The sequence below is a fragment of the Pseudomonas sp. S30_BP2TU TE3576 genome (genome assembly GCF_050436025.1).
GTDB lineage: Bacteria > Pseudomonadota > Gammaproteobacteria > Pseudomonadales > Pseudomonadaceae > Aquipseudomonas.
This window is the reverse complement of the sequence record NZ_JBNDLK010000001.1, coordinates 430,829-447,033: the sequence shown is the minus strand read 5'-3', so window position 1 is coordinate 447,033 and position 16,205 is coordinate 430,829. Positions and strand designations below refer to the sequence as shown.

Genomic DNA, 16,205 nt, shown 5'->3' with positions numbered 1-16,205 from the left:
TCATGGGCCTGCACAAACTGACTCAAGCAATACTGCTGGTGCTTGCACCCCTGTGTGTGCAGGCCGCCGATACCGCCAGACCAGTGGTCAATCTGTACATCTGGGGCGAGTACCTGGCCCCGGACACCTTGAAGAACTTCGAGGCGAAAACCGGCATCCATGTGGTGGCCGACCACTTCGATTCGCTGGAAACCGTCGAGACCAAACTGTTGACCGGCCGCAGTGGTTACGATCTGGTGTTGACGGCGGGGCAGCATCTGTCGCGAGCCATCGAGAGTGGCGCGGTGCAGACGGTCGACAAGCAGCAACTGCCGCACTTTGCCGGCGTCGGCGAGGAGTTCCGCCAGCACATGGCGGTGTTCGACCCGGGCAACCGCTATGCCGGGATCTACGCCTGGGGCACCACCGGTGTGGGCTATCAGGAGCAGGCTGTCAAACAGCGCCTGCCGGACGCGCCGACAGACAGTTGGGCGATGCTTTTCGATCCGGCCGTGGTCTCGAAATTCGCCGATTGCGGGGTCAGCCTGCTCAACGATCCCAACGAAGTGTTTGCGGCGGTCATGAAGTACATGGGCCTGGACATCAACCGCCAGAACCTCGATGACCTGAAGCTGGCCGAGCAGCAACTGGCGAAGATTCGTCCGTACATTCGCTACTTCGACAACGACCTGAACATCAGCGACCTGGCCAACGGCAATACCTGCGTGGCGATGTCGTGGAACGGCAACGTCGGCATCGCGGCGGGCCAGGCAGAGGCAGCGAACAAACCGTACTCACTGAAATATCGCATTCCGAAGGAAGGCACGTTGATCTGGTTCGATGCCATGGTCATTCCCAGGGATGCGCCACATCCGAAGGCCGGCCTGGCTTTGATGGACTACCTGATGACCCCGGAAGTGATCGCGCCGATCACCGACAGCATCCATTACGCCAATGCGATCACGGCGGCGGACGACTTGATCGACCCGGCGATTCGCAATGATCCGGGGACGTATCCGCCGGCTGCGGTCAGGGCTTCGCTGTACAGCAAGAATGACAATGGCAAGGCGTTCAACCGGGCTTTGATCCGGGCGTTCAGTCGGTTGAAGTCGGGGTTGTGATTGGCCCTTGATGATGTGTTGACTGGACTGACGTCTTCGCGAGCAAGCCCGCTCCCACAGGGGATTGCATTTCAAATGTGGGAGCGGGCTTGCTCGCGAAGAACGATAACGCGGTTTATTTGTTGGGCACCCGCCACAAATACCAGGCCGCTGCCGTCCGATAAGGGCTCCACGCCGATCCGATCTCGATCATCTGCTTGCGCGTCGGCTGCACCTGGAGCCCCTTGAGCCGTCGATACCCTTCACGCACGCCAAAGTCGTCGGCCGGCAGGATATCCGGGCGCTCCAGGCTGTAGATCAGCAGCATCTCCACGGTCCAGCGCCCCACACCGCGCAAGGTGATCAAACGCTCGATCAGCGCTTCATCGTCCATGGCCAGCGCCGTGGCGTAATCCGGCACCACGCCGTCCAGCGATGCCTGGGCGATGCCTTGAATGGTGGTGATTTTGCTCGCGGAAAACCCGCAACTGCGCAGTTGGTCGAAATCGGTCGCGACGATCTGTTCAGGCCGGGGAAACGAGCCGGAACCGAACAGCGCCAGCAGCCGACCGACAATCGCATCGCCGGCCTTGGCGTGCAGTTGCTGATAGGCAATCGCCCGCACCAGCGACTCATACGGATCACGCGCCGCATGCGGCTGGTGCAGGCACGGGCCGGTGGCGTCGATGTGGCGGCGCCAGTCGTCATCGAGGGCGGCCAGGAACTCACTGGCCGCCAGATAGCCGTCGGACATGGGTTCAGGCTTTCCCGGACGGTGTCAACAGGGCGTTGATTTCGCCATAGGTGAAAGCCTTCAGATTGTGGGTATCGAACTTGCCGGTTTGCAGAAAGCTTTGGGCAATGCCGGCCATGGCGCCGTAGAGGAATTCGGCGATGCCCGAACCGGCGGTCAGACGGCGTACGCCAAGTGCTTCAAGCGCTTCGGGCGACGGCAGGCCCGGGAACCCGAGCACATTCAGCGGCAGCGAGGTGCCCAGGCACAGCGCCTTGATCTCGTACTCCGCGGTAACGCCCGCGGCAAACAGGCCATTGGCACCGGCCGCCTGATACAGCGCAGCGCGCCTGAGGGTTTCGGCGACGCGATCTTCGGCAGGCACCAGGCCCCGCAGGTAGACATCGGTGCGTGCATTGATAAACAGGTTCACGTTTCGGCGATCGGCCACCTGTCGGGCGGTTTCAATCTTGCGTACCAGCAGCTCCGGCGGCGAGGAGCCGTCCTCGATATTGATCCCGACAGCGCCTGCGGCGACCACGGCGTCAACCACTTGTGCCACCCGCTCCAGGTCATCGGAATAACCGGCCTCGATGTCCACGGTCAGCGGCACCGAAATGACCCGGGCAATCGACTCGACTGTCGAGACCAGGCGCTCAAGGGGCAGGGTGTTGCCATCGGGGTAACCATGCACCCAGGCCACCGCCGCGCTGCTGGTGGCCACGGCCTTGTTGCCCAATTGCTCCACCAGCCGCGCCCCGGCGGCATCGGCGACGTTGGTGAGAATCAGCAAACCCTCGTGATGCAGTTGGTGCAGTTGATTGTCGAGCCTGTCCATCGAGTTTCCTTCCTTATGAAAAAACTGTGGGTGGGATCAGAACGCCAATTGCTCAGTAAGCTGTACCGCTGCGTTTTCCAGCCTGAGCAGAAACGCCTTGCGCGGCTGGCCTCCAGCGTAGCCGGTCAACGAACCGTCGGCGCCGATCACGCGGTGGCACGGCACGACAATCGATAAGCGGTTATGCCCGTTGGCCAGGCCCACCGCCCGGCTGGCACCGGGCTTGCCCAGAATCGCCGCGATGGCGCCGTAGGTGGTGGTCCGGCCGTAGGGGATTTTCGCCAATTCGGCCCAGACCTGACGGGAGAACTCACTACCGGGCATGTGCAGGGCCACGCTGAACTCAGTGAGCGTGCCGGCGAAATACGCAGTCAGTTGCTCTTCGATCTGCTGCAAATGCCGGTTGTGCCCCGGCGCCACGGCATAACCAAAACGGTTTTGCAGCGCTTCGACCGCCGGGTTCAGCGATGCCTGATCGAGAAACTCCAGCAGCACCAGCCCACGCCGTTCGGCCATGGCGATCATCGGTCCCAGCGGCGTGGTCAGGCGCGTGAACAGCAGCGGCTCGCTGTTGGCTGCGCGTCCCGGGGTGATGTGAAACGACTTCTGAAAGGCATCGCGAAATCCGCTCAGGGACTCGTAGCCGGAATCGAAGGCGGCGGCGTCGATGGAGTCGCCCTGTTTGATCCCGCCCAATGCCATGCCCAGGCGCCGGGCGCGCAGCCAGGCGTGGAAGGTCATGCCGAAATGCTGCTTGAACCAGCGACGCAGTTTCAGTGGCTCGATGCCTTCGGCCAGTAGTTGGGCGTCGGTCCAGCGCTGCTCCGGGTCGGCGTCTACCGACTTGAACAGTTTCTGCACCCAGTCCGGCGCGCTGGCGGCGGTGTCCAGCGGCTTGCAACGCAGGCAGGCACGATAACCCGCCGCCAGGCATTGTTCGGCGTTGGCAAAGAACTCGACATTTTCCGGCTTCGGGCTGCGGGCAGTGCAACCGGGGCGGCAGAAAATTCCGGTGGTCTTGACCGCCGTGAAAAACACCCCCTCGTAGGAGGTGTCTCGCTCGAGCATGGCGCGAACCATCTCGGCACGGGGCGGAAGCAGCGTTTTTTGTAGGTTCATGGGCGCAGCATAGATCGCGGCATGGGCGACCTCCACCGGAAAATCGACAGCGAATTCCGGACTGGAAATTGATTTCACCCTGTGGGAGCGGGCTTGCTCGCGAAGGCGTAGTGTCATTCGACATTGAGGTGACTGACACGACGCCTTCGCGAGCAAGCCCGCTCCCACATTAAGTAAGTGCAAAGCCCTCAGGTGCGGCGGGCCATCAGCAACACCGAGGCCGCCACCGACAGCAACCCGGCACAGCAGCGGTTGAATAGCCGCTTGCCCGACGGCCTGGCGAACCAGCGGCGCATGTGCAGGCCCATGTAGGCATAGGCACCAATCGCGATCCACTCCAGCACCAGAAACAGCGCGCCCAACACCACGAACTGCGGCGCAATGGCGTGGGTCGAGTCGACGAACTGTGGCAGGAACGCGGTGAAAATCAGAATCGCCTTGGGGTTGCCGGCCGCTACCAGGAATTCCTGCCGGGCCAGTGCCAGCGTGCCCACGGGGGCTGTGGTGACCAGATTTTCGACGCCGGGATCGGCGCGCCACAATTGCCAGGCGAGATAGAACAGGTAGGCCGCGCCGAGGATCTTGATGGCGTAGAACAGCAGTTCAGAGGTTTGCAACACCACCGCCAACCCCGCCGACGCGAGGGCAATCATCCCGGCGAACGCCAGCAACCGGCCGATGCCGGCTACGCACGCGGTGCGGTAGCCATAGCGGGTCGAGTTGCTGACCGACAGCAGGTTGTTGGGGCCGGGTGCCATGTTGAGGGCGAAGCAGGCCGGCAGAAACAGGGTGAGGGTGGCGAGGTCCATGGTGGGCTCCTGTAGCAAGAGCACTATTTTTATCACGGTTCACCGCTGGTCAGACCCATACAGTCATGGGTCTAAACCACCGTACCAGGGATTATTTGGCGAACTTTTTCGCCCCGGCAACGCAGAGGATCACGGCAACGGTGACAGCCAGCATGCCGACACTGACGTGCTCATGCAGCAGGGTGGCGGCCAGGGTCAGCCCGAAAAATGGCTGAAGCAGCTGCAATTGCCCAACGGCGGCGATGCCCCCCTGGGCCAGCCCGCGATACCAGAACACGAAACCGATCAGCATGCTGAACAGCGAGACGTAGGCCAGGCTAAACCAGGCTGGCGTGCTGATGTCGGTGAACGAAATCGGCATGCGCATCCAGCTGAGCACCGCCACGACCGGTAGCGACAGCACCAGCGCCCAGCAAATCACCTGCCAGCCACCGAGCGTGCGCGACAGCTTCGCGCCTTCGGCATAACCCAGGCCGCAGGCGAGGATGGCCAGCAGCATCAGAATGTCGCCTTGGGGGGAGGCGGTCAGCCCTTGCGACAAGGCAAACCCGACCACCAGCAGGCTGCCCAGCACCGAGAAAATCCAGAATGCCGCCCGTGGCCGTTCGCCGCCGCGCAGTACGCCAAACACCGCAGTCGCCAGGGGCAACAGGCCGACGAAGACGATGGAGTGCGCGGACGTCACGTACTGCAGCGCCAGTGCGGTCAACAGGGGGAACCCGATGACCACGCCCATGGCCACGATGATCAGCGGTATCAGTTGCTGGCGCGCCGGGCGTTTTTCCTTGAATAACCCCAGCAGGCACAGCGCCAGGACCGCCGCGATGGTGGCGCGCGCCACCGTCAGGAACACCGGGTCGAACTCCAGCACCGCCACCCGTGTCGCCGGCAGCGAGCCGCTGAAAATCACCACGCCGATCAGGCCGTTGATCCAGCCGCTGGTGCTGTTTTCCAGTGTCCGGGTTTGCAGGTTCGAAGTCCGTTCCATTTGGCTCACGCTCATTGTCTGATTGCACGAAACTCATCGTATGAGCGACTATCGATACAATCAAAAAATTGTCATGGATACATCTCGACATGCCTCGATCCCGCTACAAAACGTTGGTGGATGCCTTTGCCGCTGACATCCGTTCCGGGCATTTGCCGCCCGGCACGCGCCTGCCGACTCACCGCCAACTGGCCACCGAGCACGGTTTGGCACTGGTCACCGCCAGCCGGGTGTATGCCGAGCTGGAGGGCATGGGCCTGGTCAGTGGCGAAACCGGTCGCGGGACCTTTGTCAGGGAGACCTCGCTGCCGCCGGGGCAGGGTATTTCGCAGCACGTGGTGGCGGCGGGGATGATTGACCTGAACTTCAACTACCCGTCATTGCCCGGTCAGGCCGACCTGCTGCGCAATGCCTTGCGTCAACTGGCGCTGTCCGGTGATCTGGAATCCCTCCTGCGCTATCAGCCCCACGCCGGACGCCTGCATGAGCGGGCCTCGGTCGCGCGTCATCTGGCTGAGCGCGGGCTGAACGTGCCGGCCGAACAGGTGTTGATCGTCAGCGGCGCCCAGCATGGCCTGGCGGTGACGATGATGACGCTGCTCAAGCCCGGCGATGTAATCGCCGCTGATGCGCTGACCTACCCCGGTTTCAAGACGCTGGCCGAAACCCTGCATCTGGAAGTCTTGCCCATTCCGGTCACGGATACCGGGCCTGATCTGCCCGTCCTGGCAAAACTCTGCCGCAGCCGATCGGTGCGGGCCGTTTACTCGATGCCAACCTTGCATAACCCGCTGGGCTGGGTGATGGACGCCGATCAGCGCGAGCAACTGGTGGCGATAGCGCGCCAGCATGACCTGACGATCATCGAGGACGCCGCCTATGCGTTCCTGGCCGAAAACGTACCGCCACCGCTGGCCGAACTGGCGCCTGAGAGAACGGTGTACGTGTCCGGCCTGTCGAAGAATGTCGCCACAGGCTTTCGCGTAGGGTTCATTGCTGCGCCCGCGCAATGGATCGCCGCCTTCGAGCGCACCATCATGGCGACCACCTGGAACACCCCTGGCGTGATGACCGCCATCGCCACGGCCTGGCTCGACGATGGCACTGTCAGCCAGCTGGAAGAGCAAAAAAGGGCAGACGCCCGGGCCCGGCAAGCCCTGGCCAGCGAGGTGTTGGCGGGGCTCAGGACCATCGGTCACCCGAATTCCTACTTCATCTGGCTACCGTTGGCGGAAGACGCCCGGGCCGACCAGATCGCCATGGCGTTGATGCGCGAACAGGTGTCGGTGTCGCCGGCCGAGCCCTTTGCGATTTCGACTCATGTACCGCACGCGATACGCCTGGCGTTGGGCTCGGTGGACATGGATTCGCTGCGCATTGCCCTGACCAAAGTGAAAAACGTCGTGAGCTATTACTCATAGCGAGGCCGGACAGGGCAGTTTTCTTCAATACGCGAGCCGGTCGGCTCTTTACCTTGAGGACCTTGTTCAACTCGATGGAAGAAGGTGTGCAATGAGTCTGATGATATCCATGGCGGCGTTTGCGCTGGTCGCCTCCATCACGCCGGGGCCGGTCAACATTGTGGCGTTGAGCTCCGGTGCGCGGTTCGGCTTCAGGGCCAGCCAGCGTCACGTGGCCGGGGCCACGCTGGGGTTTGTCTTGCTGTTGGTGCTGATGGGGCTGGGTCTGCATGAGTTGTTGCAACGGTGGCCGGCGCTGACGCAGGGGGTGCAATGGGCGGGCGTGGCCTTTCTTCTGTACATGGCCTTCAAGCTGGCGGCCGACAACGGCCAAGTGCAAGCCGGGGAATCGGCCCGGGTACCGTCGATGCTGTATGGCGCCATCATGCAATGGCTCAACCCGAAGGCCTGGCTGGCCTGCGTGGCCGGCATGGGCGCGTTTGTCGCCGATGGCGAGGCACGCCTGGTTTGGCAATTCGCCGCGATTTATCTGGTGATCTGCTATGCGTCGGTCGGTTGCTGGGCTTATGCCGGGACATTTCTGCGCGGCTTTCTGAACAACCCGGCCGGCATGCGTCTGTTCAATCGCGCCATGGCGTTGCTGCTGGTGGTGAGTGCGGTGTATCTGTTGCTGCCGTAATGGCAGCCACTACAGGTTTTGTGGCGAGGGAGCACTTTGTGGCGAGGGGGCTTGCCCCCGTTGGGCTGCGAAGCGGCCCCCGACGTTCTTTCAGACATACACTGCATGCAGGATTTACGACGGCTGCGCCGCCGAACGGGGCGGTGCGGCGGTCCGACAAGCCCCCTCGCCACAGGGGAGAGTCAGATTCAAGAGCATCTTTGCCAGGAGGTACTGCGTTGCCTCACCCCCGATACTGCCCTGGTGTCGCCGCCAGGTGCTGTTTGAATGCCCGTTGAAAATGCGCCTGATCGGCGAACCCCGCTTCCAGTGCCACGTCCGCAATCAGTTTGCCGCTGCGCAATTGATCCTGGGCGAACTGGATGCGCCGGTTCACCAGGAACGCGTGGGGCGTCATGCCGTAATGCTGTTTGAATGCGCGAATCAAGTAGGACGGCGACAGTTGCGCCGCTTCGCAAATGTCTTCGAGCTTCAGGGTTTGCGTGCAGTGCTCGCGGATGTAATCGGCAGCACGCTCCAGCTTGAAGTTGGGTTCGCGCAGCGGCTGATCGACCGGGTTGAGTCGTAGCTGAACGTCGGTAAAGAACTCCACAGCCACACTGTGTTTGCGCAAGACATCTTGCTGCGGGTCGACCAACACCTCATACAAGCCCGCGAGGCCGGCAAACAGGTGGGCGTCCCGTGTATGGGGCAGCGAAAAGCGGCGAAACGCCGCGTCATCGCTGAACCCGAGCTGATGCTGCAAATCGGTCAGCCACGGCGTATCGACGTACAGCATCAGGTACGACCAGGGTTGGTCTTCGATCGGGTTGCAGGCGTGGACGTCGCCGGGGTTCATCAGCACGACCGTGCCGACGCTGACCTCGAATGCCGACTGCTCGTGGAGATAGGTGCTGCGCCCGGCAGTGATTGCCCCGATGGAAAAGTGCTCGTGGGCGTGCCGGGTGTAACAGACTTCGCGCCCGTCGGCGATGGAACGGGCTTCGATGAAGGGCAGGGCTTCATCGCGCCAGAAGCGCGGGGCCTTGTCGGCGTTTTTGGCAACGGCGTGCTTCATGCTCACTCCTCGGCAGGTCAGCTCCTGAGTGTATTAGCTCTCGCCGTCAAAGGCGCGTTGCAACGTCGCAATATCGAGTTTTTTCATCTGCATCATCGCCTCCATGGCCCGTTGGGATTTTTTCGTGTCGGGGTCTTTGAGCATGTCCATCATCGCGACGGGGACGATCTGCCACGACAGCCCGAACTTGTCCTTGAGCCAACCGCATTGTTGGGCCTCGGGCGCACCACCGGCCGACAGGTTGCCCCAGTAATGGTCGACCTCTTCCTGGGTCAGGCAATTGACCTGAAATGAAACCGCCTCACTGAACTTGAACATCGGCCCGCCGTTGAGGCCGGTGAAACTCTGCCCGTCGAGCTCGAAACTGACGGTCATGACCGAACCTTCGGGTCGGCCGTGGAACTCGAAACCGGCGTGGCCGTAATAGGTGACGGCAGTGATTTTCGAATGATCGAAGATCGAACAATAGAATTTCGCCGCCGCTTCGGCCTGATCGTCGAACCACAGGCAGGGCGTGAGTTTTTGTACGCGTTGCATGGTGCCAACTCCTCTGCAGATTGCGCATGTTCCGGACTTTCAGCGTAGTCAGCCTCTGGTCTTCTGGCCGTACCGTAGATCGACAAATTTGCCCCAGTGTTGCGTAAACGTAGTCAAAAAGACCGCCTGTGTGGTGAGGCCGAGGTGCTGGCGAACGTTTCCATGGCTGCCCATCGAGGCGGCTTTTTCATGACCGGTGGTCGATGCACCACGGCCTGCCGGCAAATTTGCGCTTAGCTGAAGGGATAGCCCGAGGCGCGCGCAGGCTTTAGATGGCCGCAGCGACGCCCCTTCAGGTCACCGTGAGTCTGAGGAACTGCGCCATGCTGACCCTGAACATCAATGGCCAGGATCAGGAGCTGGATGTCCCCGCCGACATGCCGCTGCTCTGGGTCTTGCGCGATGTCGCTCACCTCACCGGCACCAAATTCGGCTGTGGCATAGCCCAATGCGGGGCCTGCACCGTGCATGTCGACGGCGCTCCGCGGCGCGCCTGTATCACGCCGGCCACGGCCGTGGCCGATGGACAAAAGATACTCACCATCGAAGGCTTGTCCGCAGATGGTTCGCACCCGGTCCAACAGGCCTGGGCGGAACTTGACGTGGTCCAGTGTGGCTACTGCCAGTCCGGGCAGATCATGTCGGCGGCAGCGTTGCTGGCGAAGATTCCGAAACCGACCGACAGCGATATCGATCAGGCACTGTCCGGCAACATCTGCCGTTGCGGCACTTACCCGCGGATTCGCGCGGCGGTCAAACGCGCCGCTGGGCTGGGTTGAGGCCGGGAGGAAGGGAGCTTGCGCCATGAACAGCATCAATGCGTTATCGCGCCGCGGTTTTCTCAAGGGCAGTGCCGTGTTGGGCGGTGGACTGGTGGTCGCGTTTGTCATTCCCGGTGCCCACCGTTTCGCCATGGGCGCGGAGAACCAGGGCAACGTGTTTGCGCCAAACGCCTTCCTGCGCATTGGCAATGACAACAGCGTCACCGTGTTACTGGGGCACTCGGAAATGGGCCAGGGCATCTGGACCGGCCTGACCATGCTGATCGCCGAAGAACTGGACGCCGACTGGTCGAAGATCCGCGTCGAGCATTCCCCGGCATCGGCCGCCGATTACGGCATGCCCGGGTTTGGCGGGATGCAGATCACCGGTGGCTCGACGTCGACCTGGATGGAATTCGATCGCTATCGTCAGGCCGGCGCGGCGGCGCGCATGATGTTGATTGATGCCGCAGCCAAGCGTTTCAACGTCGCGCCGTCCGACATACAAACCGAGTCGGGCGTGGTCATCGCAGGCGAACACCGTGCCACCTACGGCGAATTGGCCGATGACGCGGGGCAATTGCCACGGCCGGACCCGGCTTCGATCAAACTCAAGGACGCGAAAGACTGGCGGCTGATCGGCAAACCCACCAAGCGCCTGGACACACCGGAGAAAATCACCGGCCGGGCGAAATTCGGCATGGACGTCCAGTTCGACGGCCTGATGACCGCCATGGTCGCGCGTTCGCCGGTGTTCGGCGGCAGCGTCAAATCCTTTGAAGGCGCCGAAGCGCTGGCGATTCCGGGTGTGCACAAAGTCGTGCAAGTGCCGACAGGCATTGCGGTGATTGCCGATCATTATTGGGCGGCGAAGCTGGGGCGCGACGCGCTGAAAATCGAGTGGAACCCAGGGCCGAATGCCGGGCTCGACAGCCAGGCGCTACTGGAAAACTTCCGCAAGCTCGCCACCACCCCCGGCATGAATGCCGGCAAGTCGGGCGATACCCAGGCTGCGCTGGCGAAAGCGGCAAAGACGATCGATGCCGAATACAGCGTGCCTTATCTGGCCCACGCACCGATGGAACCGCTGAACTGCACGGTGAGCATTACCAAGGACAAATGTGAAATCTGGACCGGCACCCAGTTCCAGACCCTGGACCAAATGGTCGCCGGGACAATCACCGGGCTCAAGCCGGAACAGGTCGAGATCCATACCGAGTTTCTCGGTGGCGGCTTCGGGCGACGGGCCAATCCGACGTCGGATTTCGTCAGCGAAGCGGTGTATGTCGCCAAGGCGGCAGGCGCACCGGTGAAAACCGTATGGGCGCGGGAGGATGACATCCGGGGCGGCTATTACCGCTCGGCGTTCCTGCACCATGCGCGTGTCGGGCTGGGCGGCGATGGCCTGCCGCTGGCCTGGAAGCATGTGATGGTCGGACAGTCGATCATGGCCGGGACCTCGCTGGAAGCGACCATGGTCAAGGACGGGATTGACAAGACCTCAGTCGAAGGCGTGGCCGACAGCCCCTACATCGAAGGGCTGGCCAATCACCAGATCGAACTGCACTCACCGAAAACCGGCATCAGCGTGTTGTGGCTGCGTTCGGTGGGGCACACCCACACCGCGTTTGTCATGGAGTCGCTGATCGATGAACTGGCCATGGCGACCGGCAAGGATCCGGTGGACTATCGACGCACCTTGCTCAAGGACCATCCGCGCCACCTCGGTGTGCTGAACCTCGCAGTGGAGAAGGCCAACTGGAAGGCGCCGCTGCCGGATGGCCATGCGCTGGGGGTGGCGGTGCATGAGTCGTTTGGCAGTTATGTGGCTCAGGTGGCCGAGGTGTCCCAGGACAACCTCGCCATCCGTGTGCACCGAGTGGTGTGCGCGGTGGATTGCGGCATTGCGGTCAACCCGCAAAGCATCGCGGCGCAGATGGAATCGTGCATCACCTTTGGCCTCAGCTTCGCCTTGCACAGCAAACTGACGATCAAGGGCGGGCAGGTGGTGCAGTCCAACTATCACGACTATCAGGTGTTGCGGCTCAACGAAATGCCGGTGGTCGAAGTGCATATCGTGCCCAGCAGCGATAAACCCGGCGGTATCGGCGAAGCCGGTGTGCCACCCACGGCGCCGGCGGTGGCCAATGCGGTGTTTGCCCTGACCGGGCAGCGCCTGCGGGAGCTGCCGTTGCAGCTGTCGGGGGTGTGAGATGAAACGGCATCATTGGTTGCTTGGAACGGTGATTCTGATCTGTCTTATAGCCTACGCGTCGCACGTGTTCGCCGATGACCGCGAGGCCTTGCAGGCGTTCGACACCGTGCAAAAAGTCTTCCAGAGCCCGCGTTGCCAGAACTGCCACATTCCCGGTGATTCGCCGCTGCAATTCGATGCCGGAGTGCCTCACGCCATGAATGTCGTGCGTGGCATGGACGGCAAGGGCGCGGCCGGGTTGCCCTGTGCAACGTGCCATGCGCAAAGCAACCCGCCGGCCAGTTACGGTCCGCATGCGCCACCCGGTGCGCCGCACTGGAGCCTGCCGCCGGCGGCGCAGCGGATGGCCTGGATCGGCCTGCCAGCCGACCGGCTGTGCGCGATGATCAAGGACCGCTCCAGCAATGGCGATCGGGATTTCGCCGCGCTGATCAAACACGTCAGCGACGACAAACTGGTGCTGTGGGGCTGGAACCCGGGCGGCAATCGCGCGCCGGTGCCGGTGCCACACGATATCTTCGTCACCCGGTTCAAACGCTGGGCCGATGCAGGAGGGCCGTGCCCGGTGTCGGGTAGCTGACCAGCGGTACGCTAACCGGGAGTCAATGTGGGCAAGGGCGACTCTAACGTGCATACCCAGCAAGGGGGTGAACGATGTTGATCTCAGGAAAAGCGGGCAAATCGGGCCAATCCGCCAACCCGTTGCTCACGCCACAGCAAGAACGTGAACGGCTTCGCGATCTGGCTCGCCAGGCCGAACGAGAGTTGGCGGGCGTGCAAATGGCGAGCATGGATGAGTTGACGCTGTTGTCCAATCGTCATGGCTTCACCGCGCTGGCCCGGCTTGGGCTGGACGCCTGCCGGGAACTGGAGACGCCGGCGACGCTGCTGTACTTCACCCTCGATGAATTCAAGCACATCTGCTATCTGTATGGCCGGGCCAAAGGTGACGATGCGCTGAAGACATTCGCCGATGTCCTGCGTATCGGCTTTCGTGAAAACGACGTGGTCGGCCGACTCGAAGGCGACCGGTTCGTGGCGTTGCTGACCGGTTCCAGCGTCGTGGAGATTGAGGCGATCAAGGTCCGGCTCAATGAGATTCTCGATGAGCGCAACGCTACGGCGCGTCGCAGCTATGACATTCGGTTCAGTGTTGTCCAGGTTGAATATGACCCCATTATTCATGATTCAATCGAGGATCTGCTGGGTGAGGCCGAGCGTGTGATGAGCTGTTAGGGCGGTGCTGTATTGGCGGGCGCCTTCGCGGGCAAGCCCGCTCCCACAGGGTTTTGTGTGAACAACGCCGGCCATTGTGGGAGCGAGCTTGCTCGCGATGGCGTCCTGACAGACAACACCTATTTGGCAAACAACTGCCCGATATCCTTGAACGCCTTGAACTCCAGCGCATTACCGCAAGGATCAAACAGAAACATCGTTGCCTGTTCACCCACCAGCCCCTGAAAACGGATTCCCGGTTCGATCACGAAGCGAGTGTCCAGTGCCTTCAACCGCTCGGCCAGCGCCTCCCACTCTGCCATCCCGAGCACCACACCAAAATGCGGCACCGGCACATCGTGACCATCAACGGCATTGGTGTGCGCGGCTTCTTGCGCAGGGTTTTTCGGTGCCAGGTGTATGACCAATTGATGGCCGAAAAAATTGAAGTCCACCCAATGATCGCTTGAACGACCTTCTTCAAGGCCAAACACCGCGCCATAAAAGTGCCGGGCGGCAGGCAAGTCGTAGACCGGAATAGCCAAGTGAAAAGGGCACAATTGCATCGGGAGAACCTCGGTGGCGGGTGGGAGTGTGTTGAGTTTAGCCCTGTGCTTTTTGATTGAAAGACGATAATTTTTGCATCGAGCTCAAATTATTTCGATCAATCGAGGCCGATATGCTGCGAGAACTGAAAACCTTTGTCGCCGTGGCGCGCCACGGCACCTTCGCCGCGGCCGGCATGCATATCGGCCTGACGCAATCGGCGGTCAGCGCACAGATTCGCAACCTGGAACAAGCCCTTGGCATCCGTCTTTTCGATCGCACCGGCCGTCAGGCACTGCTCAATGCGGCGGGGCAGCGTGCGTTGCCGATGGCCAGGGAAATGCTCGAAACTTTCAGCCGCATGGCCGTCAGTGACGACGTCAGTGAGTACCGTAGCGAACTGAAGATCGGCGCGGTTGCGACCGCGCAGACCGGCCTGCTGCCCCAGGCGCTGTTGCGACTGCGCCAACAGGCTCCCTTGCTGGAAGCCAAGCTGGTGCCCGGTGTGTCACTGAACCTGCTGAGTCAGGTGGACACCGGTGAAGTGGACCTGGCGATCCTGATCAAGCCGCCGTTTGAGTTGCCCAAGGAGCTGTTCGCGCAAGTGATTCGCCGGGAGCCGTTCGTGTTGATCGTACCCACGGACCTGGATGGCGATGATCCGTTACTACTGCTCGCCGAGCACCCGCATGTGCGCTATGACCGCAACTCGTTCGGCGGGCGACTGGTGACGCGGTTTCTGCGTGAACGGCAGATAGAAGTGCAGGTGGCACTGGAGCTGGATGAACTGGAGGCCATTGTCAAAATGGTTGAATGCGGCCTGGGGATTTCCCTGTTGCCGGAGGCCGGGTTATGGCTTGAGCATGGGGCCGGGGTGCGGATCATCCCGCTGGGCGAACTGACGTTCTATCGGGAGATTGTGCTGTTGCAGCGCTATAGCCAGCGGACACAGCCGATTCAGCAGTTGTTTGCGCAGTGCCTGAATGCACGATGACCTTGTGGGGGCGAGCCTGCTCGCGATTGCCCCCAAGAGATATCACTTTTTCGCAGATTTGCTGCTGGGCGGGATAAGCAGGTAAGACATTACGCTTTCGGTCAGTTCGGTCGCCAGCTTGACGGCTTCTTTATTGCGCGCCATCACACCCGCCACCAATCCTTCGATCAATGCGAGCACGGCGATGTTGGAGCTGGTCAATACCGGATGGTCGGCGGGGGCAAAGAGTACGTGTTCGGCAATGCCGGTGAGAGGCGACGCGGGGGAGTCGGTGATTGCCAGCACCGAGGCGCCGCGCTCATTGGCAAAACGTGCGAGTTGCAAGGTGTCGAGGGAATAGCGCGGCAGGGAGATCGCCAGCAGTACGTCCTGGTCGGTGATTGCGGCCAGACGGTAAGCGGCGTTTTCGTTTCCGCCCTCCATGCTGATGGCGGTGGCGTCCGCACAGAAGGGCATCAGGGTCGAGGCGGCGAGGCCGGCGAAGTAGACACTGTTGCCAAAGCCCAGGATGTAGATTTTGCGCGCTTTGGTCAGGCAAGTGACGAAAGCTTCGAAGGTGTCTGCATGGTTGTTGGTCGCAGCCGAGGCGAGGTTGCTGCTGGCGCTCTGGATTTGCTCATGCAGGCCAAATGCACCACCGGGACGATGCGCCAGTTCGTTGCGCAGTTTGTCGACCGGCGACACCATCTGCTGCAACGTCGCGACCAGCTCGGCTTTCATGCCGGTGTAGCCCCCCAGGTTCAGGGCCTTGGCCAAACGATTCACCGCAGCAGGCGAGGTGGACGTTTCATGAGCCATTTCTTCGATAGTCAGCGTCGCGGCCTTTAGCGGATGACGCAGGATAAAATCCGCCACCTTGCGCAATGACGGCGGTAAGTCGGAAACGATTTCCGTCAGTTTGCGCATCACCGGCGCGGCATAGACCGTGGTGTTTTTCGAGGGGGTCGGCATATCCGGCTCAACATTTCCTGAGGGTTAAAGAGGGCTGGCTGGAGTGTATCCGAAGCCGGGGGCCGGTCACTCAAGCAATTTCAACCACAACGCATACCTTGTAGCAGCTGGCGAAGCCGGCGTTCGGCTGCGCAGCAGTCGTGAAATCAGCCAATGCGGTGCGCCAGATATACCGTGCGCTCAGGTTTCACGACTGCTGCGCAGCCGGACGCAGGCTTCGCCAGCTGCTACGGACCGGGTTACGGGCCGGGTTGCGGAGCGGG

The 16,205-nt window shown here is 61.8% G+C and carries 17 protein-coding genes; 8 read left to right on the top strand and 9 right to left on the bottom strand.

Going from position 1 to position 16,205, the window contains the following annotated elements:
- Positions 1–2: 2 nt before the first annotated feature.
- A complete protein-coding gene (locus ABIA48_RS01935) occupies positions 3–1,100 on the top strand; it encodes an extracellular solute-binding protein (RefSeq protein ID WP_429486833.1) in 1,098 nt (365 codons plus the stop codon).
- Between the two features lie 115 nt (positions 1,101–1,215).
- Here ABIA48_RS01935 and ABIA48_RS01930 read toward each other — a convergent pair whose 3' ends face one another.
- The 5 genes from ABIA48_RS01930 to ABIA48_RS01910 all read right to left on the bottom strand — a co-directional run bounded on the left by ABIA48_RS01930 (position 1,216) and on the right by ABIA48_RS01910 (position 5,566).
- Entirely contained in the window at positions 1,216–1,833 is a 618-nt protein-coding gene (locus ABIA48_RS01930; RefSeq protein ID WP_429486832.1) for a DNA-3-methyladenine glycosylase family protein, read from the bottom strand.
- A 4-nt stretch (positions 1,834–1,837) separates the two neighbouring features.
- Positions 1,838–2,650, bottom strand: a complete 813-nt coding sequence (locus tag ABIA48_RS01925) for an isocitrate lyase/PEP mutase family protein (RefSeq protein ID WP_429486831.1) — start codon at positions 2,648–2,650, stop codon at positions 1,838–1,840.
- Positions 2,651–2,686: 36 nt separating this feature from the next.
- A complete protein-coding gene (locus ABIA48_RS01920) occupies positions 2,687–3,769 on the bottom strand; it encodes a bifunctional transcriptional activator/DNA repair enzyme AdaA (protein WP_429486830.1) in 1,083 nt (360 codons plus the stop codon).
- A 188-nt stretch (positions 3,770–3,957) separates the two neighbouring features.
- Positions 3,958–4,578 (bottom strand): LysE family translocator, encoded by a 621-nt coding sequence (locus tag ABIA48_RS01915; RefSeq protein WP_429486829.1) that lies wholly within the window; start codon positions 4,576–4,578, stop codon positions 3,958–3,960.
- A gap of 91 nt (positions 4,579–4,669) precedes the next feature.
- Positions 4,670–5,566 carry a DMT family transporter gene (locus ABIA48_RS01910; RefSeq protein ID WP_429486828.1) on the bottom strand — a complete coding sequence of 299 codons (897 nt, stop codon included), beginning with the start codon at positions 5,564–5,566 and terminating at the stop codon, positions 4,670–4,672.
- Between the two features lie 89 nt (positions 5,567–5,655).
- On the opposite strand from ABIA48_RS01910, the gene ABIA48_RS01905 reads away from it, so the two are divergent.
- Together ABIA48_RS01905 and ABIA48_RS01900 are read left to right on the top strand one after the other, a co-directional pair.
- The gene (locus ABIA48_RS01905; RefSeq protein ID WP_429486827.1) at positions 5,656–6,987 is read left to right on the top strand and encodes a PLP-dependent aminotransferase family protein; all 1,332 of its coding nucleotides are present in this window, start codon (positions 5,656–5,658) and stop codon (positions 6,985–6,987) included.
- Positions 6,988–7,078: 91 nt separating this feature from the next.
- The gene (locus ABIA48_RS01900) at positions 7,079–7,666 is read left to right on the top strand and encodes a LysE family translocator (RefSeq protein WP_429486826.1); all 588 of its coding nucleotides are present in this window, start codon (positions 7,079–7,081) and stop codon (positions 7,664–7,666) included.
- 223 nt (positions 7,667–7,889) lie between these two features.
- On the opposite strand, the gene ABIA48_RS01895 is transcribed toward ABIA48_RS01900, so the two are convergent.
- Both ABIA48_RS01895 and ABIA48_RS01890 read right to left on the bottom strand, forming a co-directional pair.
- Positions 7,890–8,723 (bottom strand): helix-turn-helix domain-containing protein, encoded by an 834-nt coding sequence (locus ABIA48_RS01895; protein ID WP_429486825.1) that lies wholly within the window; start codon positions 8,721–8,723, stop codon positions 7,890–7,892.
- A 33-nt stretch (positions 8,724–8,756) separates the two neighbouring features.
- A complete protein-coding gene (locus tag ABIA48_RS01890; protein ID WP_429486824.1) occupies positions 8,757–9,260 on the bottom strand; it encodes a VOC family protein in 504 nt (167 codons plus the stop codon).
- Between the two features lie 323 nt (positions 9,261–9,583).
- Between ABIA48_RS01890 and ABIA48_RS01885 the strand changes: the two genes are divergently transcribed.
- From ABIA48_RS01885 to ABIA48_RS01870, 4 genes are all read left to right on the top strand, one after another.
- A complete protein-coding gene (locus ABIA48_RS01885) occupies positions 9,584–10,039 on the top strand; it encodes a (2Fe-2S)-binding protein (RefSeq protein ID WP_429486823.1) in 456 nt (151 codons plus the stop codon).
- A gap of 25 nt (positions 10,040–10,064) precedes the next feature.
- Positions 10,065–12,233 (top strand): molybdopterin cofactor-binding domain-containing protein, encoded by a 2,169-nt coding sequence (locus ABIA48_RS01880; RefSeq protein WP_429486822.1) that lies wholly within the window; start codon positions 10,065–10,067, stop codon positions 12,231–12,233.
- Between the two features lies 1 nt (position 12,234).
- Positions 12,235–12,816, top strand: a complete 582-nt coding sequence (locus tag ABIA48_RS01875; protein WP_429486821.1) for a hypothetical protein — start codon at positions 12,235–12,237, stop codon at positions 12,814–12,816.
- 74 nt (positions 12,817–12,890) lie between these two features.
- Positions 12,891–13,472 (top strand): GGDEF domain-containing protein, encoded by a 582-nt coding sequence (locus ABIA48_RS01870; protein WP_429486820.1) that lies wholly within the window; start codon positions 12,891–12,893, stop codon positions 13,470–13,472.
- Between the two features lie 119 nt (positions 13,473–13,591).
- Here the strand turns inward: ABIA48_RS01870 and ABIA48_RS01865 are convergent, their stop codons facing one another.
- On the bottom strand, positions 13,592–14,017 hold the full coding sequence (locus ABIA48_RS01865; RefSeq protein ID WP_429486819.1) for a VOC family protein: 426 nt from the start codon (positions 14,015–14,017) through the stop codon (positions 13,592–13,594).
- Between the two features lie 113 nt (positions 14,018–14,130).
- Here ABIA48_RS01865 and ABIA48_RS01860 point away from each other — a divergent pair, with 113 nt between their 5' ends.
- The gene (locus tag ABIA48_RS01860) at positions 14,131–14,991 is read left to right on the top strand and encodes a LysR family transcriptional regulator (protein ID WP_429486818.1); all 861 of its coding nucleotides are present in this window, start codon (positions 14,131–14,133) and stop codon (positions 14,989–14,991) included.
- A 42-nt stretch (positions 14,992–15,033) separates the two neighbouring features.
- Here the strand turns inward: ABIA48_RS01860 and ABIA48_RS01855 are convergent, their stop codons facing one another.
- Positions 15,034–15,942: a MurR/RpiR family transcriptional regulator gene (locus ABIA48_RS01855; protein ID WP_204928816.1), complete on the bottom strand. Its 909-nt coding sequence runs from the start codon at positions 15,940–15,942 to the stop codon at positions 15,034–15,036.
- Positions 15,943–16,205: the final 263 nt, after the last annotated feature.

Excerpts from the sequence above, each read along its gene's own strand:
- ABIA48_RS01900 (WP_429486826.1), top strand. The coding sequence starts at position 7,079 with ATGAGTCTGATGATATCCATGGCGGCGTTTGCGCTGGTCGCCTCCATC.
- ABIA48_RS01920 (WP_429486830.1), bottom strand. The coding sequence starts at position 3,769 with ATGAACCTACAAAAAACGCTGCTTCCGCCCCGTGCCGAGATGGTTCGC.
- ABIA48_RS01905 (WP_429486827.1), top strand. The coding sequence starts at position 5,656 with ATGCCTCGATCCCGCTACAAAACGTTGGTGGATGCCTTTGCCGCTGAC.
- ABIA48_RS01860 (WP_429486818.1), top strand. The coding sequence starts at position 14,131 with ATGCTGCGAGAACTGAAAACCTTTGTCGCCGTGGCGCGCCACGGCACC.
- ABIA48_RS01890 (WP_429486824.1), bottom strand. The coding sequence starts at position 9,260 with ATGCAACGCGTACAAAAACTCACGCCCTGCCTGTGGTTCGACGATCAG.
- ABIA48_RS01885 (WP_429486823.1), top strand. The coding sequence starts at position 9,584 with ATGCTGACCCTGAACATCAATGGCCAGGATCAGGAGCTGGATGTCCCC.
- ABIA48_RS01935 (WP_429486833.1), top strand. The coding sequence starts at position 3 with ATGGGCCTGCACAAACTGACTCAAGCAATACTGCTGGTGCTTGCACCC.
- ABIA48_RS01915 (WP_429486829.1), bottom strand. The coding sequence starts at position 4,578 with ATGGACCTCGCCACCCTCACCCTGTTTCTGCCGGCCTGCTTCGCCCTC.
- ABIA48_RS01870 (WP_429486820.1), top strand. The coding sequence starts at position 12,891 with ATGTTGATCTCAGGAAAAGCGGGCAAATCGGGCCAATCCGCCAACCCG.
- ABIA48_RS01855 (WP_204928816.1), bottom strand. The coding sequence starts at position 15,942 with ATGCCGACCCCCTCGAAAAACACCACGGTCTATGCCGCGCCGGTGATG.
- ABIA48_RS01880 (WP_429486822.1), top strand. The coding sequence starts at position 10,065 with ATGAACAGCATCAATGCGTTATCGCGCCGCGGTTTTCTCAAGGGCAGT.
- ABIA48_RS01875 (WP_429486821.1), top strand. The coding sequence starts at position 12,235 with ATGAAACGGCATCATTGGTTGCTTGGAACGGTGATTCTGATCTGTCTT.
- ABIA48_RS01865 (WP_429486819.1), bottom strand. The coding sequence starts at position 14,017 with ATGCAATTGTGCCCTTTTCACTTGGCTATTCCGGTCTACGACTTGCCT.
- ABIA48_RS01910 (WP_429486828.1), bottom strand. The coding sequence starts at position 5,566 with ATGGAACGGACTTCGAACCTGCAAACCCGGACACTGGAAAACAGCACC.
- ABIA48_RS01930 (WP_429486832.1), bottom strand. The coding sequence starts at position 1,833 with ATGTCCGACGGCTATCTGGCGGCCAGTGAGTTCCTGGCCGCCCTCGAT.
- ABIA48_RS01895 (WP_429486825.1), bottom strand. The coding sequence starts at position 8,723 with ATGAAGCACGCCGTTGCCAAAAACGCCGACAAGGCCCCGCGCTTCTGG.
- ABIA48_RS01925 (WP_429486831.1), bottom strand. The coding sequence starts at position 2,650 with ATGGACAGGCTCGACAATCAACTGCACCAACTGCATCACGAGGGTTTG.